This window comes from Pseudocoprococcus catus (assembly GCF_019734885.1).
GTDB classification, from domain to species: Bacteria; Bacillota; Clostridia; order Lachnospirales; family Lachnospiraceae; genus Coprococcus_A; species Coprococcus_A catus.
The window spans coordinates 1-23,357 of record NZ_JAAXCM010000018.1 but is presented as its reverse complement, the minus strand read 5'-3'; the positions used below and the strand labels follow the sequence as shown (position 1 = coordinate 23,357).

Annotated in this window: 22 protein-coding genes and 1 pseudogene; 5 read left to right on the top strand and 18 right to left on the bottom strand. The window is 51.8% G+C overall.

The genetic code is table 11. From position 1 onward, the window contains the following. Positions 1–394: 394 nt before the first annotated feature. The 5 genes from HED67_RS01865 to HED67_RS01845 form a co-directional block, all read right to left on the bottom strand. On the bottom strand, positions 395–1,099 hold the full coding sequence (locus HED67_RS01865; RefSeq protein ID WP_221717359.1) for a M15 family metallopeptidase: 705 nt from the start codon (positions 1,097–1,099) through the stop codon (positions 395–397). 4 nt (positions 1,100–1,103) lie between these two features. After that, the gene (locus HED67_RS01860) at positions 1,104–3,605 is read right to left on the bottom strand and encodes an ABC transporter permease (protein ID WP_221717358.1); all 2,502 of its coding nucleotides are present in this window, start codon (positions 3,603–3,605) and stop codon (positions 1,104–1,106) included. Between the two features lie 14 nt (positions 3,606–3,619). Next, positions 3,620–4,285 (bottom strand): ABC transporter ATP-binding protein, encoded by a 666-nt coding sequence (locus HED67_RS01855; protein WP_221717357.1) that lies wholly within the window; start codon positions 4,283–4,285, stop codon positions 3,620–3,622. Between the two features lie 177 nt (positions 4,286–4,462). After that, the gene (locus HED67_RS01850; protein ID WP_221717356.1) at positions 4,463–5,494 is read right to left on the bottom strand and encodes a sensor histidine kinase; all 1,032 of its coding nucleotides are present in this window, start codon (positions 5,492–5,494) and stop codon (positions 4,463–4,465) included. Beyond that, the gene (locus HED67_RS01845; RefSeq protein ID WP_221717355.1) at positions 5,491–6,183 is read right to left on the bottom strand and encodes a response regulator transcription factor; all 693 of its coding nucleotides are present in this window, start codon (positions 6,181–6,183) and stop codon (positions 5,491–5,493) included. The genes HED67_RS01850 and HED67_RS01845 overlap by 4 nt, the downstream gene beginning before the upstream one ends. 219 nt (positions 6,184–6,402) lie before the next feature. Here HED67_RS01845 and HED67_RS01840 point away from each other — a divergent pair, with 219 nt between their 5' ends. From HED67_RS01840 to HED67_RS01820, 5 genes are all read left to right on the top strand, one after another. Continuing rightward, on the top strand, positions 6,403–6,768 hold the full coding sequence (locus tag HED67_RS01840; RefSeq protein ID WP_221717354.1) for a helix-turn-helix transcriptional regulator: 366 nt from the start codon (positions 6,403–6,405) through the stop codon (positions 6,766–6,768). A 251-nt stretch (positions 6,769–7,019) separates the two neighbouring features. Further along, complete coding sequence (locus tag HED67_RS01835; RefSeq protein WP_021632164.1) at positions 7,020–7,349, top strand: MobC family plasmid mobilization relaxosome protein; 330 nt, start codon at positions 7,020–7,022, stop codon at positions 7,347–7,349. Then, entirely contained in the window at positions 7,310–8,653 is a 1,344-nt protein-coding gene (locus tag HED67_RS01830) for a relaxase/mobilization nuclease domain-containing protein (protein ID WP_221717353.1), read from the top strand. Before HED67_RS01835 ends, HED67_RS01830 begins: the two co-directional genes overlap by 40 nt. A 71-nt stretch (positions 8,654–8,724) precedes the next feature. Beyond that, positions 8,725–9,057 (top strand): DUF6050 family protein, encoded by a 333-nt coding sequence (locus HED67_RS01825; protein ID WP_221717352.1) that lies wholly within the window; start codon positions 8,725–8,727, stop codon positions 9,055–9,057. A 242-nt stretch (positions 9,058–9,299) separates the two neighbouring features. Continuing rightward, positions 9,300–10,178, top strand: coding sequence for a BRO-N domain-containing protein (locus HED67_RS01820; protein ID WP_176924325.1), 879 nt, complete (start codon positions 9,300–9,302; stop codon positions 10,176–10,178). Positions 10,179–10,337: 159 nt separating this feature from the next. On the opposite strand, the gene HED67_RS01815 is transcribed toward HED67_RS01820, so the two are convergent. The 13 genes and pseudogenes from HED67_RS01815 to HED67_RS01755 all read right to left on the bottom strand — a co-directional run. After that, the gene (locus HED67_RS01815; protein ID WP_221717351.1) at positions 10,338–10,535 is read right to left on the bottom strand and encodes a hypothetical protein; all 198 of its coding nucleotides are present in this window, start codon (positions 10,533–10,535) and stop codon (positions 10,338–10,340) included. Then, on the bottom strand, positions 10,532–12,358 hold the full coding sequence (locus tag HED67_RS01810) for an antirestriction protein ArdA (protein ID WP_221717350.1): 1,827 nt from the start codon (positions 12,356–12,358) through the stop codon (positions 10,532–10,534). The genes HED67_RS01815 and HED67_RS01810 overlap by 4 nt, the downstream gene beginning before the upstream one ends. A 12-nt stretch (positions 12,359–12,370) precedes the next feature. Next, positions 12,371–12,832 (bottom strand): hypothetical protein, encoded by a 462-nt coding sequence (locus tag HED67_RS01805; protein WP_246612073.1) that lies wholly within the window; start codon positions 12,830–12,832, stop codon positions 12,371–12,373. Positions 12,833–12,836: 4 nt separating this feature from the next. Then, positions 12,837–14,936 carry a type IA DNA topoisomerase gene (locus HED67_RS01800; protein ID WP_221717349.1) on the bottom strand — a complete coding sequence of 700 codons (2,100 nt, stop codon included), beginning with the start codon at positions 14,934–14,936 and terminating at the stop codon, positions 12,837–12,839. After that, positions 14,929–16,005, bottom strand: a complete 1,077-nt coding sequence (locus HED67_RS01795; protein WP_246612072.1) for a CD1107 family mobile element protein — start codon at positions 16,003–16,005, stop codon at positions 14,929–14,931. The genes HED67_RS01800 and HED67_RS01795 overlap by 8 nt, the downstream gene beginning before the upstream one ends. Further along, entirely contained in the window at positions 15,995–16,267 is a 273-nt protein-coding gene (locus tag HED67_RS01790) for a DUF4315 family protein (RefSeq protein WP_119221491.1), read from the bottom strand. Before HED67_RS01790 ends, HED67_RS01795 begins: the two co-directional genes overlap by 11 nt. 26 nt (positions 16,268–16,293) lie before the next feature. Next, positions 16,294–18,273, bottom strand: coding sequence for a C40 family peptidase (locus HED67_RS01785; protein WP_221717347.1), 1,980 nt, complete (start codon positions 18,271–18,273; stop codon positions 16,294–16,296). Further along, a complete protein-coding gene (locus tag HED67_RS01780; RefSeq protein WP_221717346.1) occupies positions 18,270–19,292 on the bottom strand; it encodes a DNA cytosine methyltransferase in 1,023 nt (340 codons plus the stop codon). Before HED67_RS01780 ends, HED67_RS01785 begins: the two co-directional genes overlap by 4 nt. Next, positions 19,285–19,458, bottom strand: a complete 174-nt coding sequence (locus tag HED67_RS01775; RefSeq protein WP_221717345.1) for a hypothetical protein — start codon at positions 19,456–19,458, stop codon at positions 19,285–19,287. Before HED67_RS01775 ends, HED67_RS01780 begins: the two co-directional genes overlap by 8 nt. After that, positions 19,451–21,880 (bottom strand): VirB4-like conjugal transfer ATPase, CD1110 family, encoded by a 2,430-nt coding sequence (locus HED67_RS01770; protein ID WP_221717344.1) that lies wholly within the window; start codon positions 21,878–21,880, stop codon positions 19,451–19,453. The genes HED67_RS01775 and HED67_RS01770 overlap by 8 nt, the downstream gene beginning before the upstream one ends. Beyond that, the gene (locus tag HED67_RS01765; RefSeq protein ID WP_221717343.1) at positions 21,798–22,232 is read right to left on the bottom strand and encodes a PrgI family protein; all 435 of its coding nucleotides are present in this window, start codon (positions 22,230–22,232) and stop codon (positions 21,798–21,800) included. Before HED67_RS01765 ends, HED67_RS01770 begins: the two co-directional genes overlap by 83 nt. A gap of 14 nt (positions 22,233–22,246) precedes the next feature. Next, on the bottom strand, positions 22,247–23,116 hold the full coding sequence (locus HED67_RS01760) for a VirB6/TrbL-like conjugal transfer protein, CD1112 family (protein ID WP_221717342.1): 870 nt from the start codon (positions 23,114–23,116) through the stop codon (positions 22,247–22,249). Positions 23,117–23,136: 20 nt separating this feature from the next. Beyond that, positions 23,137–23,220, bottom strand: a pseudogene (locus HED67_RS01755) (Maff2 family mobile element protein); the annotation flags it as partial. Between the last annotated feature and the right edge of the window lie 137 nt (positions 23,221–23,357).

Sequence of the window (23,357 nt, the reverse complement as noted above, 5' to 3'; positions counted from 1 at the left end):
CGCTTTTTTTAGCTGGTGCAGATCATGGATACTGCGAAATAAAAAGAAGGACACGGTAAATTAACCTCCAATCGGCTACCGTGTCCCTGCAAGTCGTCATTGGTTTGTGCAAGCGCAAAGAAACGGCGGCTCTGAAGTTCAAAGCCGCCGTTTCATATAGGCGTGTTGATAGGACTGCTGTACGGCGGCTTTTTTCTTTTGCCGTCGCCCGGCAGTTTAATAACAAACTATTCGTCTTTCTGAGAATTATAATACAATTCAAATGTTACACAAATGTCCGAGGTAACTTTGCGTTCGACAGAAAATCAGGCTGAATTGTTACAAAGCTCGGACATTTCAATCTATTTTTCAAAAATGATAGCGGGGCGTATCACGCTTTCCCCGCCATCGTTACTCAGTTCATCATACCGATATATTCTTCCAGGCAAAGGCCACTTTCATAAATTTCCTTGGCCGCTTCTTTCCCAACATATCGGTAATGCCACGGTTCATAATCCGTCTTGGTAATTTCTGTTTTATCCTCCGGGTATCGCAAAATAAAACCATATTTCCATGCGTTATCAGCCAACCACGCATATACCTGCTGTCCAGAAGAATTCGCACCGTCTGCATTGATGTCAACAGCCAAACCCGTTTGATGTTCACTATAACCGACCCCGGCAACCCATTTCTTTGCTTCTGATTTTGCCTCTGATTTTGAATAGCCCTGTGCGAGAAAGCTGTTCACTTTCTCGTCCATCAATTCTTGCTGCTTTTTTGCGGTACGATAACCAGAGGCAACGACTGGATATACTCCTTGGGTACGCATATCGTCAAACATCTGCTGTAAATCCGGATAAATGCGTGAATCCACGCTCTGACCGTTTGATAGCTCCGTAAGCTCTACCTTCCAGTCTTTCGGTATCTTATACTCCCCATTAACAAGGATCAGGTTCCAGCCATGCTCCATGCTGGCAACGCTTGCATTAAAGTGTAAAAAATCCTGTAAAACAGTCTGATTTGCCACAGCTAGGACTGCGCTAATCGTGAGGATAAGGACAAGTAGGGTAAGAACTATCCGTTTCCCATGGCGGCGGTTTTTTCTGGCTTTCTGCCGCATTGGATTATTCACCTGCCTTTAACCGCTCTGTGATACTTTGACGACTTATCAATCGGTATGCAATATATGGAATTGCCAAACCGAACAAAAGGAGCAGTATAGGCATTAACAGCATAGGCCAGAATTCCAGTTTGAAATTCAGAAACCAAATCTGCTTACAGATTGGCCGAATAATTTGAAAATCCCCAACCAAGGATAGCGGGACGGCAACAGCGGTTGCCAAAAGTACATAGGCGCAGCCTTCCCGGCGAAGCATCTTCAGCAATTGCCTTCCCGTCATCCCTACGCTTTGGAGCGTAGCAAATTCTCTGCGCCGAGTGAAAATGCTGGTCAACATTGTGTTAGCAAAGTTAAGCACACCGATAAGACCAATAATAAATGCCATTGTACCACCGATAGACACGACTATATTTTGAATATCCGTTACACCAGCCATGATTGTACTCTTGGATTTGTAAGTCATAGTGGGTTCCACACTGCTTGTGTACTCATTCAAAAAAGCATCAATTTCGGGGGCTTTGCCTTGTAAAACATCAAAACTGTAACTCATGACATAATGGTTGCCGGTAAAATCTTCATAAATTTCGCTTGGAAGATAGAAGCAAGAACCTACCCAATCATAGGTGTTTGCTTCATTTGCTACAACATGAGCCAGTACTGTGAAATCTCGCACGATTCCATTGCAGGATACTTGGACTTGATCTCCAACGGAATGATTGAGACTGCTTTCATCCAGCTCACCTCTGGTACTAACATAGGCACCCTCTAAAACATAATTGCCCGATGCAATTTTTTCCATGTCCAGTTCCCCATCTACCACTTGCACCCGCGAAAGCAGAACCGAATCAAGGCCGTAAAGGTATGTAGAAAAAGAACCATCCTCCTGTTGATTATATGCCTGCTTCGTTGTTTCACTTGTATAGCTCGCCTTGCATCCATATTCGCAACCACCATAGTCAAATCCATCCTGCTGCTTAACTGCTTGCATAAAGCTCTGACTCAATGCGCTTGCTTCATCTACCTGATAATAATCCAACAGACTGCTTTGACCAATGCAAAAATCAAAATTAAGCATATTTTGAATTGCATTTTCCGGGTCAACGCTATTAGAAAAATTAAAAACGGTATTGGTAAGAACGATACTCAAAGAAAGGCTGAGGATTACCAGAATTGTCCGCTTTTTATTTCGCCCCAGATTTTCCCATGCCATTCTTTTCTGCAAATTGCCAGAATGAATGCTTTTCTTTTTCTTACCATTCTTAATGGTATCGGAATCTGTATATCTGAGCGCCTCAACAGGAGAAACTTTCGCTGCCATTTTCACAGGTTTTCGGATACTGATCTTTACTGTAAGCAATGCAAATAGTGCCGCGGCTACAAAGATAAGTGGATTAGGGGATACAGTTGCATAAGCTGCGGAAAAACTCGTTTGCTCAATCAGCAGGGGTAAGAGTGCTTTACCGATAAAGAACCCCCCTCCCAATCCAATCGAAATACCGATCAAAGAAAGTATCCAAGCCTGCCTACTTAGGATAGAACGGATCTGTCGATCTGTCGTCCCGATGGTTTTCAGCAGTCCGTAAAAATGCAGATCGCGCAGGACAGAAATTTGAAAAATATTATAAATAATGAGGTATCCTGTAAGCAAAAATGCTGCCAAGAAACAGATCAATGCGAGAATTGTACCGGTTCCGGTTGACTTTTCTGACGACAAATACAGAGGGTTCACACCTGCATTGATATAGTTTGGGGCTTCCGTATCGGAAGAATAACCGCTGTCTGCGATTACCGTTGCTAAATCTCTCTCCACATTTTTTGTGTTTTCAAACTTTATAATGCCGGTGATTGTGCCAGTATCGTTATGATCCTGCGAGAAAGTATTCACCAACTCATCCTCATGTGCATCCATATAGGCGCGGGAGGTAACAATCGTCCCATATTGTACGCCGGGATAACTGTTCCACCAACCAGAGAGAATAAAATTTCGCGTTACTTTTTGACCGTGGATCGTCAACTCCAGAGATAGTTCTGCTCCGACTTTTTCCGGCACGCCAAGCAGTTCCAATGTTGTGGTATCTGCAATGACTTCATTTTCTGCTACGGGTTTATGTCCGACGGTTGGCTCAATAAACTGGTACTTCATGCCAACATCGTCATAATACCAGAAAAGTGTTTCTCTCTTTGAGAGTTGTCCGTTATCCACGCTATCGGCCAGCTTACGGCAGTATGCTATTTCCCGTATCAAAGAATGACTGCTAATCGTAGCATACTCGGAATCATTCATATCAATAATTCTGGCATGTCCATCTCCGCCGGACAAAATATAATTTGCCCGCTGTGTACTCGCTGTAATGCCTGCTCCAAGTGTAAACAGCCCTGTAAATAGAACAGTTGTTAGGATAATCGCCGTCACAACGAAGAGGTTACGCATTCTGTCGCGGAGAAAACTCCTGCTCGCAATCTTTTTCTCGATAAAACTGGTATCATTTTCAAAAGGCCATGTCATAACTTGCCACCTCCTTACTCCACGATCCTGCCGTCCTCAATGCGGACAATCCGATCTGCAAGACGGGCAATGTCGTTGTTGTGGGTAATCATCACAACAGTTTGCCTGAACTCCGCACTGGTACGCTTGATAAGCCCCAACACCTCGGCGCTGGTCTTGCTGTCAAGGTTACCGGTCGGCTCGTCGGCCAGCACGATAGCCGGTTTGGTAATCAGGGCGCGTGCAATCGCCACACGCTGCTGCTGTCCGCCGGAAAGATTGTTCGGCATATTTTTCAGTTTATCTTCCAGCCCCAGCAGGTGAACGATCTCGTATAGAAACTTTTTGTCTACCATGTCTCCATCCAGAGCGACCGGCAGAACAATGTTCTCATATACATTCAGAATAGGAACAAGGTTATAATTTTGGAAGATAAAACCGATGTTGCGGCGGCGGAAGATCGTAAGCTGTTCGTCGTTCTTCTTTGCCAGTTCTTCGCCCCGGACGATCACAGTTCCGCTGGTGGGGGTATCCAGCCCGCCCATCATGTTAAGCAGGGTGGACTTGCCACTTCCAGAGGTTCCCACAACGGCCACAAACTTGCCGTCCTCCACGGAGAAGTTCACGCCATCAAGGGCGCGGGTGATGTTCGGCTCTGTGCCGTAATACTTTTTCAGGTCGATAGTCTGTAAAATGTTCATATTCAAAACTCCTTTCAAGGCTTTCTGTTTGTTGATAAGGGTATTGTGAAACCCAAATGTCCGCGAAATGTTACAGCGGCCAAAAAATTTCATTGAAAATCGGGGTGAAATGTTACAACGCTCGGACATTTCAAAAAAATTTACGGCGGGCAGCCGGAAATGGCCGTCCACCGCGTTCTATTTTACAGGAAGCATGATAGAAAATTTTGAACCTTTCCCCGGCTCCGAAACCACTTTGATATAGCCGCCCTGCCGCGTTACGATCTCGCGGGCCAGATACAGACCAATGCCCACGCCTGGCTCATCGTGTACTTCTTCCTCCCGATAGAAGCGCCGGAAGATGGCGGCCTGATTGCTTTCGGAAATGCCCTTGCCGGTATCGGCTACTTTGATCTCCGCATACATTTCCCACAGCACCACCGATACCGTGATTCTCCCGCCTACCGGGGTGTACTTCACCGCATTGTCCAGCAGGTTAAAGAGGGCTTCGGATGTCCACTTGCTGTCATGGGAAAAGGTCAAATCCTCCGGGCAGTCCACAGCCACGGCGATTTCTTTTTTCTCTGCTGCATACACAATTCCGCTCATGGCCTGCGCCACGGTATCAAAGAGGCGGCCCGGTTTCTTATCCAACTGGATCACGCCCGTTTCCAGCCGGGAGGTTTTCACAAGGGCCTGAAAGAGAAAGTCCAGCTTATCCGTTTGGCTGCGGATTCCACGGATAAAGTCGGTACGCTCCGCCTCCGTCATAGGCTTTTCCAGCAGCGTGTCCGTCGCCATTTTCAGATTGCTTACCGGCGTTTTCACCTGATGGGAAATATCCGATACAAGGGTCTGTAACTCCTGCCGTTCCTCGTCCACCCGGCGGCGGTTCTCCTGCATGATCTGGTAAAGCCTTGCCAGCCGGTGTCCGATTCTGGCAAGCTGGGTTTCGCTGTCCGACCGGCGCTGGGGCACTTCATTTCCGGCGATCATGTGGTCTAAGGTCTGGCACAGGTCAGCGGTAAACTGCGACAGCCGCTTTCCAAACGCCTGCGTCAGTACAAAAATCCCCACAAGGGCGCACAGCAGCAACGCCCCGCCCGTCAGCAGAACCGCCGTCTGTTTCGTCACAAAAAACAGGGCTATGCTGATCCCGGACATGGAGAGGACAAGTCCGATTGCCACCCGGCCAAACAGCCGCTTTACCGATAGGTTTTGAAACTTCATTTTGCCTCGCCTCCCGTCCATTGATAGCCCATGCCGTAAACGGTCTTGATGTAGGGTGCGCCGCCGTCGGATTCAATCTTGCTACGAATCCGGCTGATGGAGGTTGTCAGGGTGTGTTCGTCCACAAACCTCTCGTCTATATCCCACAGCTTTTCCAAAAGCTGCCCACGGGTCAGCACTTGCCGGGGATTTTTGCGGAACAGGTTCAGCATTTTGTACTCCATCGGGGATAGGGTCAGGGGCTTGCCGTTTAGGGAAGCCGTCTGCTCCGAGAAGTCCAGAAACAGCCGCCCGTCGTCGTAAATGTCCTTGGCCGGTTTGTGGTGTTCCAGCATGGCGAACATGGCTTTGATTTTCCGCTGCAAGGCTCCGATCACAAAGGGCTTTGTGATGTAGTCCACCGCGCCCACCTCATAGCCCCGTATCTGGTCGCTCTCCTGATCGTTGGCGGTCAGGAAAATTACAATAGTGTCCGGGTGCTGGGGCTTTATTAGCCTGCACAGTTCAAAACCGTTGCCGTCCGGCAGGTTGACGTCCAGCAGAACTAAATCAAACTCCCGTTGGCGGATGGCATCGGCTGCGGTTCTGGCGTTTAGGGCAGAAGTCACGCCATAGCCATCTGCGGTCAGGTTATAAGCCAACATCTTATTCAAAAAACTGTCGTCCTCGACAATTAAAATCTGCTTCATATCCTCACATCCTTTGCTTTTTGCAGATAGTATAACAGGCAAATGTCCGCAAAATGTTACGGCGGACAGATTTTTCAAAAAAGGTTTTCTTCCTCATTATAGGATAGCCCACTTTACAATACAAGGCGGAAAATGTGAATTATAAAGTTTAATTCGGACGCATATAGCAGCATTCCGTGAGCAACCTATGAAATATAGAATGTAAGTGGGTGATGCAATATGGCAAAAATCGAAGATTGCCCTGGTTTTGAAACTTTCGGTGCAGACATTAAGGCAGCGCGGAAAGCAAAGCATCTCACACGAAAAGACTTGGCGGAAAAGGTAAACATCGAATCCCGGTATCTTGCCAATATCGAGAATGAAGGGACGATTCCCAGCCTGCCCGTCGTGATACAGCTTATCAAGATTTGCGGCCTGCCCGTGGAACACTACTTCAATCCAGAAGTCATGCGGGAGGAAAGCGAAGATCGGAAACGGGTCAGCCACAAGCTAAAACTTTGCCCGGAGCAGTATCTACCAATCGTGGAGGGTACCATTGACGGGGCCTTGAAAATTAAACAGCCAGAAGAAATGGAGGGTGAATAAAAACATCCTCTGTTTTCTTTTTTATGAGGACGCGCAAGCGCCCTCTTTTTTTGCACTTTTTTCTGTCCAGAGGTCTATTTTGCGGGTAGTTTTGAAGTTTGGGAACGTCTTGTTAGCGGAGAAACAGTAATGTAGCAAGCACAGCAAGCGAGTACCCGCTTGCGAATTTTGAGATTTTCAGGTCCCTTGCCCGAAAATTCAAAATGCTTGTTGGGATAGTCCCAAACCCTTATGAGGAACGGAGGCGGCGCATGGCAAACCGAAAGCGAAATATTCAAATAAAATTCTATGTCACGGAGGACGAAAAACGGCTCATAGACGAAAAAATGAGCCAGTTACCCACACGCAGATATGGCGCTTACCTCCGCAAGATGGCGATTGACGGATATATCATCTATACGGACACCGCAGATATCAAGGCATTTACCAAAGAGCTTTCCGCCATTGGTCGGAATATCAACCAGATTGCCAAGCGGATCAACGCCGGAGGTCCTGCGTATCAGGCCGACATGGACGAGATACGGGAAAGGCTGGATGAGATATGGCAGTTACAAAGACACATCCTATCAAGTCAACGCTGAAAGCCGCCATTGACTATATCTGTAACCCGGAAAAGACGGACGGAAAGCTGCTTGTTTCTTCCTATGGCTGTGCCGCCGAAACTGCGGATATCGAATTTTCCTGGACCCGCCGCCATGCCATCGACAAGGGAACGAACCTGGGCCGTCACCTGATTCAAGCCTTTCAGCCTGGGGAGGTTACGCCGGAACAGGCCCATGAGATCGGCATGGAGCTTGCAAAAGAAATCCTGGGCGGCAAGTATGAATTTGTACTTACTACCCATATAGACAAAGATCATGTTCATAACCACCTGATTTTCAATGCGGTCAGCTTTGCGGATCACAAGCACTATCATTCCAACAAGCGGAGTTATCACTATGTCCGCCGCACCTCCGACCGGCTTTGCAAGGAACACGGTCTGTCTGTCATCATCCCCGGACAGGACAAGGGCAAGAGCTATATTGAACATCAGGCTGCGCAGAACGGCACCAGCTATAAGGCAAAGCTGAAAGCGGCCATCGACCGGCTCCTGCCAGCCTGTTCCAACCTGGAAGAACTGCTTCGCCGCCTGCAGAGGGAAGGTTATGAGATCAAGCGCGGCAAGTATATCTCCGCCAAAGCACCGGATCAGGAACGGTTCACCCGTCTGAAAACCCTTGGCGTAGATTATACCGAAGAAGCCCTTGCCGCCCGGATCGCCGGACGCTCCAGACCATCGAAGCAGCCGAAGCAGCGTGACGGAAAGATCAGCCTGCTCATTGATATCCAGAACAACATCAAGGCGCAACAGAGCGCAGGCTTCACCCATTGGGCGAAGCTGGACAATCTGAAACAGGCTGCCAAAACGATGAACTTCTTGACGGAGCATGGCATCGGCAGCTATGAGGAATTGGAACGCAAATTGACCGCCGTGTCTGTGCGCAGGGATACCGCTCATACGGAGATCAAGCGGATAGAAGACCGTGCCGCAGAGCTTTCCCTTGTGATGAAGCACGCTATCACCTATCGCCAGTTGAAACCGATCTACGACCGTTACCGTAAATCCGGCGATAAGGAAAAGTTTCTGCGGGGGCATGAGAGCGAAATCATCCTTTTTGAAGCGGCCGCCAGAGAATTGAAACGGCTGGGGGCTGTGCCGCTGCCGATAACTGAAAGCATGAAAACGGAGCTTGCTAAGCTCAACGCAGAAAAGGAACGGCTCCTTGCTGAATACAAAGCCGCAAGAACCGAAGCCCAGGAATACGATACCGTCAAGCAGAATGTGGACGCGCTGCTGGCTGTTCCAAAGGAACAGGAACAACAGCGACGGCATGAACTGGAATAATTTTCTCTGAAAGACGCTGGGCGCAGCTCCTGGCATCCTGTATAATGGAACTGCGGAAGGAGATTTTACCGATGACAAGAAGCGAAGCAATCAAAGCATTTTTCTTCAAAAGCGTATTGCCCGTGACCATGGCACTGATCCTGTATTGTATCTTCAAATCCGCCTGCGTGAAGAACGGAGAGGTTGACTATGTATGGCTCTGGATACTCTGCGGGTTGCCGTTTGGACTCCATCGGATGTGCCTCTGGATCGTGCCGGGCGGCGGCTCCCTGGGTGGAGGGATCGCCCTGTTCGCGTTGAACTTCATTATCGGCGGCGTAATCGGTGGTTTCGTTCTGGTATGGCGGCTGATCGTGGCAGTGTGGTATGTGCCGCTGACGGTGTACCGGCTGATCGTTGGATGATTTTCTTGCGTCATGGAAATATGGAAAACTGCCGCTCGTGCCGATGGAAAAGCCATTCACAACCTGATGGAAAAAGACAAGCCTTTTCCACAGGTCTGCAAACAACTTTCCCACAGCCTCGCAATTCTGGCAGTTTACGCACATTCCCACAACGCCTACTACGGCGAAATTTGCTTCTCTTATAGAAATAGAAACCCTTTCATGTTAAAATTAAAATACATACTCTAAGGAGGTTGAGGCTCATGGACGAAAATAATTCCATCCAGCTTTTTGAAGATAGAAAAATACGCACCGCATGGGACGAAGAACAGGAAGAATGGTATTTCTCTGTTGTAGATGTTATCGCTGTCCTGACAGATAGTTCTAATCCAACAGACTATCTCAAAAAAATGCGTAAGCGTGATGAACAGCTTGCAAGCTACCTGGGGACAAATTGTCCCCAGGTAGCAATGATGGGCGCAACAGGCAAAAAGCGTAAAGTGCTGGCGGCAACGGCTGAACAGCTTTTACGCATTATTCAGTCCATCCCATCACCTAAGGCTGAACCGTTCAAACTCTGGCTTGCGCAGGTCGGCCGTGAACGCATCGAAGAAACGATTGACCCGGAACAGGCAATCGACCGTGCATTAGAGACCTATCAGAAAAAGGGATATGATACAGACTGGATTCATCAGCGGCTCCTTTCCATCCGTGTCCGTAACGAGCTTACCGCTGAATGGCAGGAGCGCGGTGTGCAGCAGGGCAAAGAGTATGCCATTCTCACCGATGAGATCACCAAAGCATGGTCCGGCATGACTACTCGGCAATATAAGAAGCTGAAAGGTCTGAAAAAAGAAAACCTCCGTGATAATATGAGTACGATGGAAATTGTGCTGAATATGTTGGCGGAGGCGACAACCACAGAGTTGTCAAAGGCGCACCAGCCGGAAGGCTTTTCTGAGAGTCAGAAGATCGCCCGTCGCGGCGGCAGCTATGCCGGTCAGGTTCGACAGGATATCGAAAAGGATACCGGGCGTCCAGTCATCACATCGCAGAACGCCGCACAGCTTAATGCCGTAGTCGTTGACATGATAGAAAGTGTAGCGGAAACGGAAAAGCCTGATAATGACGAAAATAAATAAAAAAAGCGGGAGTACAGCCGATCGGATGAAGCGAAAAGCTGTACTCCCGTTTTGCGTGACAGAAAGTGTTTGAAATCAAGCATTTTTTTCATGTGCCAGCAAGCAGACCGACACATGAGAAATCATAAAGGCTCCCTTTGAAAATACGGATACAGGAAATTATTCTGCGGTTTTTCTACCCCTATCTTCACAGATTTTAGACCGTTTGGAACTGTAATGCGGACAAGCGATCAGACACGCCCGGAAACTCTGCTTGCAGCTGTGAACACATTTTTTGCAGATATGGTTATACTGCCGTCTTCCGTTCTCGCCCAGGAAGAACGCCCATTCCAGCCGCCACTTCTTGCTTCGGCTCATAGGCAGTCATGCTCCGGCACATCACGGCCGGGCTTTTTGCCCTCCGGGGGCTTATGCTCGGCACATTCCCGTTTGGCGTCCTCTAACCGCTCACGGATGGAAGGCTTCTCCGGCTTCGTCTGCTCCGCGTGTTCCTGCGCCTTCTCCAGTTCCTCGCCGCGTCTGCCGTTGTTGATAACGCCGTCGATCATGCCGTAGTCATCCTCCAGCGTCATTTCTGCCGTGCGGAGAGGATTGTCCTTTTCCGGCTGCTCCGCTGCCACGGCAAAGGCCCGTGTGCCGTTTCCCATGATAAGGTACTTTCTATCATCGGAAATATGGTGGACACCGTAACCGGCTGCCTCCATCTGCTCCCGGCTCATAGCCGTCACCTGAAAGCTGCCCCTCGGTGTCTGCACACGTTCGCCAGTTTCAAAACGGTCTGGAAGAAAAGCGAGGTCTTGTTTCTCTGCCGGGACAGGGAGAACGACGATATTGCCATTGATCTGCATAAATCGTTCCGGCGTTTTGAACTGTTCCGTGTATTTCTGAATCAGTTCCGGGGACAGGGACGCAAAATCTTCCTCACCAAGTCCAACCACCAGGAAAGTCCCTGCTACGATATCATAAATTTCTCCATTTTCATCCCGCAGCCCACGGTTCAGATCAAGCCCGATGAGCTTTCCTTCATCATTGCAAACCAGCGCCACCGGGTCAGAATAGGGATAAGTTGCGCCAATGTCTCCGCCGACCTCCGCCTGCAGGGAATGAAGATCGGGGTCGATCTCCTTCACATAGGGTTCCTTCATAGGCTCCACTACAAGCACAGTCATCTTTTCCGAGGCAACCTTCTCCGCAGCGGCCAACATTTCATCCGCATGGGACTTCTCCGGGGCATCCAAAGCGGCTTTGACCTCCGCCGGATCAAAATCAAGAAATTCCTCATAGCCCGTGGCATCCTTGAATTTTTCGACCTCCGAAGGGAGATAGTCCTCCTGCGTTTGACCCAGCGCCGCCAGCTTTTCATCCAAAGCGGAAATACGCCCTGCCATCAGGCTTTCGTAAAGTTCTTCCTTTGCGGCGTGTGCCTCCGGGTGCTCCGCCGCATACTGCGGATCGTTCTGACGGAAAAACTCGTCCATGTCAAAGGCGATATCCATAGCCCACTCGGATTTTTCTTCTTCGGGAAGATCATCCTGGAAGGTCATCACCCGGTACTCGTCGGGGATGCTGCCACGCTCGCCGTCATAATACTCATGGAAGGTTTCTCTGGTATCCCACACATAGCCCTGATCGGTGAAAGTGCCGTTTTCCTCCAACGCCACATCCCGGCCATAGGCTTCATAGTCGATATAGTTCTGCAGGTGGGCGGGAACTTTTGAAACCTCCAGTTCTTCGAGGTAATAACGCCCCAGATCGTCATAATCCTCGATATTGGGGTAAATCTCATAACAATCCAGATTCTCGGTGAGGTTAATGATCTCCTGCAGGCTGCTGGTATAGTCACCGATCTCCATAGCGGCCTGGAACTTCGCATAGTCGCTCTGATCCATTTCATCCAGCTTGGAGGCCAGATAATTCAGCTCGTCCAGATTCTCATATTCACCCAGCTTACTGTAAAGACCGTCCACATAGCAGTCATAGTCCGTGATGAACCATTCCTCATAGGGCTGGCCGAAGTCATCCTTCTGGCCGATCCCGATACGCTTAAACACTTCCTTCAATTCCTCGGCGGTGGTGGGAAACTTCACCCACTCGCCCACAAGCTCGCCCTCATTGTACTTCCCAAGATTGGTGATAAAGGCGGCAAAGGGATAATCCTTGTCGTGATCGTAATATGGCATATCAGCACCTCCTTACAGTTCCGGCGCAGATTTTTCTTTATGGGGCTGCGCCTTGTTTTTCTCCGCACATTCCTTCTTGCCCTGTTCCAGCCGTTCTCGGATGGAGGGCTTTTTCTCCGGCTCCGCAGGGTGTTCATGGTTCCACTCGTCGCCGGAGAGAGAAATATATCCGTGTTCCGTAAAATGCCCCTGTTCCTCCTGCATGGCATACTTGCCAAAAGGAACAGGGTCGATTGCCTTCAGAAGTTCCGGTGGCAGCAGCATATCCATGTGCTGTGCCAGATACCGCCAGCCCAGATCGTTCAGATCGTGGATATTGGGCTCAAATACGAAATAGTCGATGTTGTCCGCAAACTCCTTGAACTGCTCCGGTGCTGTCAGCTTGAAGGGCGATGCCTGCACCGCCATTAGTAGCTCCCGGTCCTCCGGGGAGAGGGCAGCCACCGCCGCCCTCACTTCGGGTAAATGTTCCAAAGTCTTATTTTCTGCCATCAGCACCACCCTTTCTTTTTGGAAATTCCAGCTTGAAATTGATGTACTTGCCACCCGTATCGTCCAGAATCACCGCAGCGTCATAAGCAGCCTGTTTCTTTTCAGACCACATTCCCTTGACATTGGTACGTCCCTTTTTCAGAAGGTCCGTTGCCATCTTCTTTGTCAGCTCCTTCTTACGGCTCGTCCAGAAGCGGTCATTTTTCCAGAGAACGAAACCGCAGGACCGATCCGAACACGCAAAGTTCTTCTTGCCCTCATAAACCGGCTGGCCGCAGCGAGGGCAGGTACCGATTACTTCCTTCTCCGGGGCAAACAGCTTTTTGCCATCCTCGGAAATGCAGGAATAGGTGGACACGATCTCTTGAACCATCGTGCGGATACCATCCATGAAGGTATCCGGGTCAGCGCCGCCCTTTGCGATCTCCGTCAATTTCTGTTCCCATTCCGCTGTCAGCATGGGAGAGCTCAGCGGCTCCGGCAGGACCGTGACAAGGTTGATACCGGCTTTTGTGGGGATCAGGCTCTTGCCCTTGCGTTCCACAAATCCGGCTGCCACCAGCTTCTCGATGATTGCCGCCCTGGTCGCAGGCGTGCCAAGACCTTTTCGCTCCGCCTCATCGGGAATATCATCCTTGCCTGCGTTCTCCATAGCGGACAGGAGGGTATCTTCGGTATAAGGCTTCGGCGGCTGTGTGAAATGCTCGGTAACGGAAACCTCCGCGCCGTCAAAAACTTGTCCTTCGATGAAGTCCGGCAGCGCACCGCCGTCCCCGTCCGCAGGCTTTTCTTTCAGGGAGGCGCGGAAAATGCGGTCGATCTCCCGCCAGCCTTCGGAGAGGATGTGCTTACCCTTTGCAGTGAAGGAATGGCCACCGCAGTCGAAAATTGCCGTGACTGCCTCATACACATACGGCTCCGCCGATGCACACAGCAGCTTGCAGCAGACCAGGAGGAACAAATTGCGCTCGCCCAAGGGCAGAGCCTTGATATCCGCTTTTTCAATCTCCATCGTGGGGATAATGGCGTGGTGGTCGGATACATCCTTGTCGGAGATCATGGTCTCCACCAGCGGGAAGAAATTGCTGATCCCGTCAAAGGGCGGCATGTTCGCCGCCAGATGGATGACGCAGGAGGCTGTTTCCGCCATATCTGAGGTCAGATACCGGCTGTCCGTGCGGGGATAGGTCAGCAGTTTCTTTTCGTAGAGGCTCTGTGCGTAATCTAAGGTCTGCTTTGCCGTGTATCCGAACAGGCGGTTTGCCTCACGCTGCAAGGTGGTAAGGTCATAGAGCTTCGGAGGCTGTTCTTTTTTCTGCTCTTTCGTGACAGAGGTACAGGTGACGGCCGCACCCTTGCACATAGCCGCTGCCTGTTCCGCCGCTGCCGAATCGGTGAATTTCTCCGACACTGCCTCGGCTCCATCCAGCGTCAGGCGCAGCAAATGATATTTTTCCTTGTGAAACAGCGTGATCTTTGCGTCACGCTCCGCCAGCATTGCCAGCGTGGGGGTTTGCACACGGCCTACATTCAGGGTGCGGTGATAGAGGACGGAGAAAAGGCGCGTGGCATTGATCCCCACCAGCCAATCCGCTTTCTGGCGGCACAGGGCTGATTGATACAATGCTTCATAATCGGCGCCAGGGCGCAGATCAGAAAAGCCCTCCCGGATGGCGTTGTCCTCCATCGAGGAAATCCAAAGACGGAGGACCGGCTTGCGGCATCCAGCCATTTCATACACCAGTCGGAAAATCAGCTTCCCTTCGCGCCCGGCGTCACAGGCATTGACAACGGTATCCACGTCGGGGCGGTCCATCAGGGCGCGGAGATTTTCAAAAGTGTCCTCCTTGCCCGGCGCCAGCACATAGCGGAACGGCTCCGGCAGAATGGGAAGATCGTCATAGCGCCATTTCTTGAAACGCTCGTCATAGCCGCCAGCATCCATCGGAGATACCAGGTGTCCCACGCACCAGGATATGAGAAGGCCGTTGCCTTCATAAAAGCCATCGGCCCTGGATGAAGCACCCAGGGCCGACGCGATGGATTTTGCCACGCTCGGTTTTTCCGCAATAATCAGTTTACTCATTCTTTTCCTCCGTTTCCTCGTCCTCGGTTAGATATTCTTCTTCATCCTCCAGGTCGAAATCATCCAGATCAGCGGGAACTTTCTTGCCCTGCTTCGGTTTCAGCACCAGGAAATAGACCGCCGCACCACCTCCGGCTGCAAGGATCAGCAGCACCGTCAGGATCGCCCCGGTATTGCTTTTCTTTTCGGGTTCCGGATTCTCCGGTTCGGTGGGCTCCGCAGCTTTCTGTTCTGTGCCAATACATTCACTAAGGTTTTTTACGCAGACCGGGCAAGCGGTATTGACCGCTCCGGCCTGGCACTTCTCCGTACAGGTGCAGACAATAGGTGTTTCCGCCTTTTCTCCATCCTCCGTGAGCGCCATGAGATCGGCTTCATCCACCTGGTTCAGAAAATGCACGGTTTCCTCGCCCTCGTCGTCACGGTCGATAATGAGATAGAACACATTGCCGTCCTTCGTTTCTACTGTGATAAACTGTTTGCCACTGGCTGTCGGGCTGCCAATATCGTCGATCAGCGACAGGTTCCCATCCGGTGTCAAGGCGGCACCGCCATTCAAACCACCGCCCAGCATACCCAGCAGATTTTCCAGCGTTTCCGCATCCAGAGAGAAAGAACCTTCCCCAGAACCAGCCTCGCCGTCACTTACCGTCATGTAGCCGGAATAGACATAGCCGACTTTCTCCGGCAGGATGACCTTCAGCCAGTCTCCGTCCGTGCCGATCACCTTCACGGTCGTTCCGTTTGGAAGCTGGGTGAAGGCGGTATAATCCATTCCCGCGCCCGTGCGGACATTCAAATTGCCGCCGCCCGTGGTGACAGTACCGGTCTGCCCGGAGTCATTTTCACCGGAACTGAACTGGATACCGTTCTCGGTGACGGATACCGTGACCTGGCTGCCTGCCAGAGCGGAAAGCAGATCAGAAACATCCCCAGCCGTTTCCTGTTCAGCCACGGGCTCCGTGGTTTCCTCGCCGCCGCTGGCAAAGGCGGTGACAGAAAAAGCGGCAGTGCTGAGCACCACCGCCAAAAGAGCCGATACCATTTTTGTCATAAAGTTATGCTTCATCCTCATATCCCTCCGTTTCCTCATGCTCAGTGCTGGCCTCCTGCAGCATACCTTCCGGCAGGGAGATCATACCGCTGGCATAGGCCTTCAGGAAGGCGGTCAGCTCCTTGTTGTCCATTTTCACGGCTTTCACCATGCGGACAATTTCCAGATTTTCTTCCTCAGCAAGCTGCGCCTCCAGCGCACGAAGGCGTTTCTGCTGTTCCGCGATCTTTTCTTTGGTTTTCGCAATATCATTGCGGATCTTCTGTGTCGTTGCCATAAATCAAATTACCTCCATATCGTTTTTTAGTTGTAGGGCGGTCGCCCGAAAGCGTAAAAGTGGGATTGCCAGTAGCTTGTGTTGATATCCGCATACTGGATGGGATCGCCGCAGTGCAGCATTTTTCCACCGCCCACATAGATCCCTACATGGGAAACGCCCGGTGTATCGTAAGTGCCGACGAAAAAGATCAGGTCGCCGGGTCTTGCGTTGGCAGAGGATACCGGAGTGGAAATATTGTAAAGCCCCTGGGCTCCCAGCCTGCCCGTGTTGCAGACGCCGCTTTGCGTCAGCACCCAGGATACGAAGCCGGAGCAATCAAAAGAAGTGTTCGGATTGCTGCCGCCCCATACATAGGGATAGCCGATGTACTTCTCCGCCTCGGTAATGAGCGCCGCAAAGGTTTCATCTTCCAGTGCGGAAGGCGGGATATCATAGGTGGTGGGCGGTTTGGTGTACTTATCTACATAGCCGGAGCCAGGAAACAAATCTTCCCGGTTTCCCAGCGTTGCCATATAGACCGCATACAGGGAAAGCATTTCCTCGTCCATGATGTAGACCGGCACATGGGAAAGGTCGAAGTTTTCCAGCTTCACATTGCAAATATAGTAGTTGTACGGTACTTCCACGTCATAGTCGTTTCCTTCGCTGTCTGTCCGTGTCTCAGTCCGATAGCGCACCTCCACTTCCACGGTCTGCGTCAGAATGTACTGCTTTTCAAAGAGCATTTGCAGCTCCGTCTGAACCTCGTCGATGGTGAACACCCCTTCATGGAACGCCGTGAGAATGGAGATCAGCACATAAGGGTCATGCTCGATCTCATCCAGATCAAAACGGTATTCGTCATATCCGGGGTGCAGAGCCTCATAGTGGTCCAGCTCATATTGGAGTTCCTGCTCCAACTCGCAGTAGGCCGCCTCCGCAGCCAGCATATCCGCATCCTCGGAGAGATAAGAAGAAGTAAATACACCGCCCACGCCGGAGCCTGCCATCATGGAACAGGAAGATACCCCGCCAAACAGCAGAGCAACACAGGCGCCAATGCCGATCACCAACAGCACCGCCCGGCTATGGTGTTTGATGTAGAGGAATGTTTCCTTGAAGGCGTCCTTTGCTTTCTGCGCCGCACTTTTCGCCGTGGCCGCTGTGTTCTTTGCGGTTTTCTCTGCCTGTCGCAGCTCCTTTGCATAGTTCCGCTTGATCCGCTGTTTCTGCAGAAAGCGGGATACCGGGTTAGAAGCCGCCAATGCAGGATCATCATGCAGTGCCTTTTGGTAAAGGTAGTCGGCGTTTGCCTTAAAAGAAGCCTGCTCTGCCTTCGCCGCATCACGCCAGGGCTTTGTGCGGTGATGGTGGACGGCGGCACGGACTTTGCCTTTTCCGTAGGCAAGCCCACGCTCCGTCAGCACCTCGCCCTTGTGTCCAGCCTCAACACCCACATTTTCCTGCTCTACCTCATGCACCTTCGCATGGGCAGCGTGGACGATCTCATGGACCGGCCGGGAAAGCGGATTGTGCCGCAGGCGTCCATTGGGGCGTTTCTCCACTTCTTCAAAGTGAAGCTGCGTTTTGCCTTTTCCGGCTGTCTCGTCAAAAACACGCTCGGTACGGAGAACTTTCTTTGTGGGGATAGCGGCTTTTGCCGCGTCCAGCCTGTCCGCCGCACGGTCGGAACGGTCGATGTACTTTCCAAGTACGGGATCGGCACGTTCTTCCTCGGTAAATTGCAGGCGGGAGGACGGGCGCTGCCTTGCGGCAGAACCATCCCGCACCGCCTGGGTGTCAGCCTTTTCCGCCTTTCGTGCGCTTTTCTTCTCATGGTGTTCCGCCGCACGCAGGGCGAGGTCAGCCGCAGCATCAGCGGATTCTTCCGAAGAAGCGGACAGCTCCGTTTCCGGTTCCCGGCTGCTGATATGTTCCACCTCTCCCGTGGCAAGGTTTTCCGATACCGCACCGTCACGGGTCATTTTCTGCGTGATCTTATCGGTTGCTTTCAGTTCCCTCATAGGCAGTCACCTTCCTTTCCATAGGGGCAGAAGTCGCCGCAGGTGCCATTCTCGATCATGGCGATATAGCGAAAAATGGGATAGGCCTGGGGCGGGCAGACCGCATTTCCTAATGTTTTCAGCCGCAGCGCCCGGTCATCCATGCGCTCGGTCATGCGGGGGATTCCTTCCGGTTCGGCGGCCCAGAGGATACGTCCGTCCATCCTTTCGGGAAGCCCATGAGCCATTCCACCCAATCCGGGTTCAACGCCGCCGTTTCGGACACTGGCTGTTCCTGGGAGATGATCTGTGCCGACAGGTTCCCGTCCTTCTTCGCCGGATCGAAGGCCGATGGCTTCAAGGTCGAGCGGAAACCGTCCGACGCCACCGGGGTCAGATAGAATACCGCCGCCGACAGGCTGAGGCTCCAGATCGCCCCGTTTCGGTTCCTCTTGCGGAATATCCCATTGTCCGACAGGAACACATCCAGGCTTGCCGCGTCCCTGGCGGTGTTGTTGTCGGAGGCAAGGGGTGTGGGAAACATCAGCCGCGACGATAAAAGTTCGCTGGCGCTCATGCCATGCGCCGACACCGCAAGCCGGAAATACGAATGGGAGAACAGCGTATCCCGCTTTTGCCAGGTCAAAGATCGTTTTGTCGAGCCCCATATTGATGAAGCCAGCAACATTTTCCCCAAGCACCCAACGGGGCCGCAGCTCGGTAATAACGCGGCACATTTCCGGCCACAGGTAGCGTTCATCCGCAAAGCCCTTCCGTTTTCCGGCGGTGGAGAAGGGCTGACAGGGAAAGCCGCCTGAGATAACGGTAACTGTTTCAAGTCCTGTTTTTTCAAAAAACGCCTCCTTCGTAAAAGTAGTAATATCCCGGAACCTGGGAACATCCGGCCATCGTGCGGAGAGGACGGAGTGCGGAAAATCCGCCCACTCACACTGGCAGACGGTTTCAAACCCGGCAGCCTCCGCCGCCAGGTCCAGACCGCCAATGCCGGAAAACAGGCTCACATGGGTCAGTTTATTCATGGTTCTTCGGCGCACGGAACGGTTCGATCTCACTTTCCAGCTCCGCAAGGACCGCCTCCATATCCGCCGTAACTGCCTTGCTTCTGGCAATCAGCCGGTTCATCACATCAAAGAAGGTTTCGCCATCCTGTTTTTCTTCCGTATGCAAATAGCGGGGATCATTCATGTTCGTTTTCTCCTTTCCCGGTTTCACCAAGTTTTGTCGTCATAATGCTGTAAAGTTCGTTGTCCTTCGGGAAGTCATCCACAAAAGGCAGGATCACATTGCCGAAGAAGATCAGCCCCTCGCCGGGGCCTGCGTTGCTGATATGCGCCGCCTGCTGGTTGGAGATATTCAAGCGCTCGCAGAGGATTTTTCTGTCTCCGCTGGCCTGGTTCAGAAGGTACACAAAATCGCTGTTTTCAAAGATGTTCTCGATCTCCGGGGAGGAAAGCAGGTCCTTGATGTTCTGCGTAATTCCAGTGGGGATACCGCCCCATTTGCGAAAGCGTTTCCAAATCTCTACGCTCCAGGAACCAACCTCGCCGCGCAGCAGAAGGTGGAACTCGTCCACGAAATACCAGGTGGATTTACCCTGATCCCGGTTCTGGGAAACACGGTTCCATACCTGGTCCTGGATCACCAGCATACCCAGGCTTTTGAGCTGCTTTCCCAGCTCCTTGATATCGAAGCAGACAATGCGGTTGTTGATATCCACGTTGGTACGGTGGTTAAAAACATTCAGGCTGCCATGCACATACAGTTCCAGCGCTGCCGCGATCCGCTGTGCCTCCGGCTCCGGCTGCCGCTTGATCTCGTTATACAAATCTTCCAGCAGCGGCATATTCTCCGGGCGGGGGTCTGCGATATAGGGGCGGTACACGATCCGCACAGCACGGTCAATGACCGTCTTTTCCACCGGCTCCAGACCGTTCCGTCCGCCTGCCGCCAGTTCGCAGAACGACAAGATAAAGTCAGATTTCAACGCCAGCGGGTTATCATCCTCGCTGTAATTGAGGTTGATATCCATAGGGTTCACATACTGCGTGCTGGTTGGAGAGATTTTGATGACCTGACCTTCCAAACGGTTCACCAGCGGAAAATACTCCGCCTCTGGGTCGCAAATCAGGATATCGTCCTTTGTGTTCAGGAACACACCCACGATGGAGCGCTTTGCGGAAAAGCTCTTGCCGCTGCCGGGCGTACCTAAGATCATGCCATTGGGCGTTTTCAGCTTTTTACGGTCGGCAAGGATCATGTTGCCGGAAGTAGCATTGAGCCCGTAGTAGAGAGCTTCGCCGCCGTGGAAAATTTCCTGTGTGGTGAAGGGAACGAACACCGCCACCGCCGAAGTGGTAAGCCCGCGCTGTATCTTAATGCGGTTGACACCCAGGGGCAGAGCCGATACGAAACCGTCCTCCTGCTGAAAGTCCAGCCGCACCAGGGAGCAGTTATATTTCTGCGCCACGCTTGCCGCACGGAGAAGGTCATTCTCCAGCTTTTGCTTGCTGTCTGCAAAATTCACCACCAGAAAGGTCATCAAAAACATTCGCTCATTCCGGCTTTGCAGATCACGGAGGATGTTCTTTGCCTCGCCTGCGTAGGTGGCAAGGTCGGTGGGGATGATATCCATATCGAAACCTTCCCGCACCGCCTTTTTCTGTGCGTCGATCTTCATACTGTCAATGTCAGTGATCTTCCGCTTGACCGTCTTGATCGCCTCGTTCTGATCCATGCTGCGGATATGGAGGCTGACAAGCAGCCCGCTGTCTGTATCCAGCAGTTCGGTGAGCATACGGTCATCCATTTCCGGTGCGCTGATCTGCAGAAAGGACACGGCACAGAATTTATCCGCCATCGTGAACTTCCGTGCTTCACCGAAGCGGAAAGAAGAAGGTGCGACAAAATCCTGGACCGACAGGCCGGAAGGGGCAAGCCAGCTCCATTCAAAGGCAAACCGTTCCCCGTCCGGGTGCAGGATGCCGTGGAGCATTTCCAGCCACTCCTTGCCGCCAAGTTCCTTCGCCAGAGCACCCATGACCTTGAAATGGTTAAGGGCGTCCATGACGATCCTGGAAAACCGTGCCCGTGCGGTTTTGCTGTCCCGTGCCTCGATGGTGAGGGTCAGATACTTCGTTTTGATAAGACCGTTGTTGCCACGTTCAAGCTGCTTGCGGAGCATTTGCGTGTAAAGCTCACGGATATGGTCGAAGTGATCTCCCTGTGCCGCGATCTCGATACGCTTTACAAAATCCTCCCGGTTCATGCGGCGGCTCACAAGAGATAGCTGCATCCCGATAGAAGCGTCATGGGCGTTATACATATCGCAGAGGGCTTCAAAGATCGCCGTCTGGTCGTCAGGCTTTGCAAGCTGATAATTCACATCCTCGAACTCGATACACTTCGCCCAGGTGTGATCGTCCAGCTTGCACAGGCCGTCCGGGTACATCTGGCGGAACGGTAAGGTGTCCTGTGCGGAATGCACCTTGCCGTCGCCTCTGGCGGTTTCCAGGATACGGCTGATCTCACGCTTTTCTGCGGCGGTCAGTTTTACCGCGGCTTTTGCCGCCTGCCGTGCCTGCGGCTCTGGCTTTCGCTTTCTGAACAATGGCTTTCACCTCCTTTTCCGCCTGGGCCTGCCGCTCCAAGGCTGCGTAGAAATTGTTTGTCTGATAAGGCCGATCCTTCGTCCGCAGGAACATACAGCGGATGACCTGTCCGGCCACCACCTCCAGGGGTTGGCCGTGCCGCTCATACATGGCGAGCAGAAAGAACGGGAGCATGACGATAATCATGCAGAACGCGGCGGCGCTGTTGCTGGCCGTGCGTCTGAGCAAAAAGAAAAGCGGTACTCCGATGAGTGCCGCCGATCCGAAACATATAAGCTGCCGTTTGGTAAGCCCAAACAGCACTTTGGATTTTACTTTCGTCAAATCCTTTGGAATGGTTACATACGCCAATTTATCAAGCCTCCTTAATGCGCTCCGAACAGGCTCTTAGAGAGGCTGCCGGTCTTGAACAGGGCGAAGCACAGCAGGACCGTGTAGCCCATGCAGGCCCATATCGCGCCTGAGATATTTCCGTCCGTGGCGATACTCTGTACCAAAACAGAGTAGATTCCCACGCACACCATGATTAGAAATGCCTGGAACGCCAATGCAAACAGGGATTTCAAGTAGTTCTGTCCTGTATGGCTCCAATCCCGGTTCGTCATAGTGGCAAGCGGAATTGGTCCAACGGAAGTTGTCAAATACACCTCGATCATGCGGCCGTAGATGACAAGCATGATACAGATGGAAAGGGCGTTCATGGTAAGTCCCACGAAAAGAGACTGGAACCACAGCCCGAACAATTCTCCCGTGCCCAGGGCTTCAAGCTGCGCCTCCATATCCGTGATAACGCTGCTGATATCAATGGAGGTATTCCAGATGATGACGCCTGCGCTGCTGTTCACAACGCTTTGCCCTACATCGAAGATACCCATGACGATATTCCATGTGTTCGTCACAATGAGAACGGCACAGAATGTTTTGAAAATCCACTTGAAGAACATCCAGGTGTCTACATCGTGCAGATTGTTTTTCTCTGTCACAAGCTGGATCAGCTCATAACACATTACGAATGTCAGGATAACCCCGGCGATTGGAACGATCACCGTTTCAGAGAGGTTTCGGATCATAGAAAAGACGCCGCTGTTCCATGCCAGCGGCGTCTGTCCTACTTCACCGGCGATCTCGCCTACTTTGGTATTGACCGTATCGAACATGCCCGACAGGTTTCCCGTGATTCCCTCGATGAGCAGCCCTCGGAGCCATTCATCGAGTTTGTCGAGTATGCCGCCCATAAGCGATCACCGCCGGACGATCAACCGAACAGGCCGGAGAGCAGAGGTACAAGAGTGATGCCGATGAGGGCGACACCGCCGCCAGCCATCAACTGTTTTATCCCCAATTAGGTGTAAAACTCTGCTCGATGGCGGGCGGCGGCGTACAAAAAATCTATATGGTGTTTTTAAGAGAACCGTCCCGGCGGGACAGGTCAGGCAGTGACCTGTTCCACCTCCGGGATGGGTTTGAGATTAAAAT

Coding starts and splice junctions, on each gene's coding strand:
- HED67_RS01865 (WP_221717359.1), bottom strand. CDS start 1,099: ATGCGGCAGAAAGCCAGAAAAAACCGCCGCCATGGGAAACGGATAGTT.
- HED67_RS01860 (WP_221717358.1), bottom strand. CDS start 3,605: ATGACATGGCCTTTTGAAAATGATACCAGTTTTATCGAGAAAAAGATT.
- HED67_RS01855 (WP_221717357.1), bottom strand. CDS start 4,285: ATGAACATTTTACAGACTATCGACCTGAAAAAGTATTACGGCACAGAG.
- HED67_RS01850 (WP_221717356.1), bottom strand. CDS start 5,494: ATGAAGTTTCAAAACCTATCGGTAAAGCGGCTGTTTGGCCGGGTGGCA.
- HED67_RS01845 (WP_221717355.1), bottom strand. CDS start 6,183: ATGAAGCAGATTTTAATTGTCGAGGACGACAGTTTTTTGAATAAGATG.
- HED67_RS01840 (WP_221717354.1), top strand. CDS start 6,403: ATGGCAAAAATCGAAGATTGCCCTGGTTTTGAAACTTTCGGTGCAGAC.
- HED67_RS01835 (WP_021632164.1), top strand. CDS start 7,020: ATGGCAAACCGAAAGCGAAATATTCAAATAAAATTCTATGTCACGGAG.
- HED67_RS01830 (WP_221717353.1), top strand. CDS start 7,310: ATGGCAGTTACAAAGACACATCCTATCAAGTCAACGCTGAAAGCCGCC.
- HED67_RS01825 (WP_221717352.1), top strand. CDS start 8,725: ATGACAAGAAGCGAAGCAATCAAAGCATTTTTCTTCAAAAGCGTATTG.
- HED67_RS01820 (WP_176924325.1), top strand. CDS start 9,300: ATGGACGAAAATAATTCCATCCAGCTTTTTGAAGATAGAAAAATACGC.
- HED67_RS01815 (WP_221717351.1), bottom strand. CDS start 10,535: ATGAGCCGAAGCAAGAAGTGGCGGCTGGAATGGGCGTTCTTCCTGGGC.
- HED67_RS01810 (WP_221717350.1), bottom strand. CDS start 12,358: ATGCCATATTACGATCACGACAAGGATTATCCCTTTGCCGCCTTTATC.
- HED67_RS01800 (WP_221717349.1), bottom strand. CDS start 14,936: ATGAGTAAACTGATTATTGCGGAAAAACCGAGCGTGGCAAAATCCATC.
- HED67_RS01795 (WP_246612072.1), bottom strand. CDS start 16,005: ATGAAGCATAACTTTATGACAAAAATGGTATCGGCTCTTTTGGCGGTG.
- HED67_RS01790 (WP_119221491.1), bottom strand. CDS start 16,267: ATGGCAACGACACAGAAGATCCGCAATGATATTGCGAAAACCAAAGAA.
- HED67_RS01785 (WP_221717347.1), bottom strand. CDS start 18,273: ATGAGGGAACTGAAAGCAACCGATAAGATCACGCAGAAAATGACCCGT.
- HED67_RS01780 (WP_221717346.1), bottom strand. CDS start 19,292: ATGAATAAACTGACCCATGTGAGCCTGTTTTCCGGCATTGGCGGTCTG.
- HED67_RS01775 (WP_221717345.1), bottom strand. CDS start 19,458: ATGAATGATCCCCGCTATTTGCATACGGAAGAAAAACAGGATGGCGAA.
- HED67_RS01760 (WP_221717342.1), bottom strand. CDS start 23,116: ATGGGCGGCATACTCGACAAACTCGATGAATGGCTCCGAGGGCTGCTC.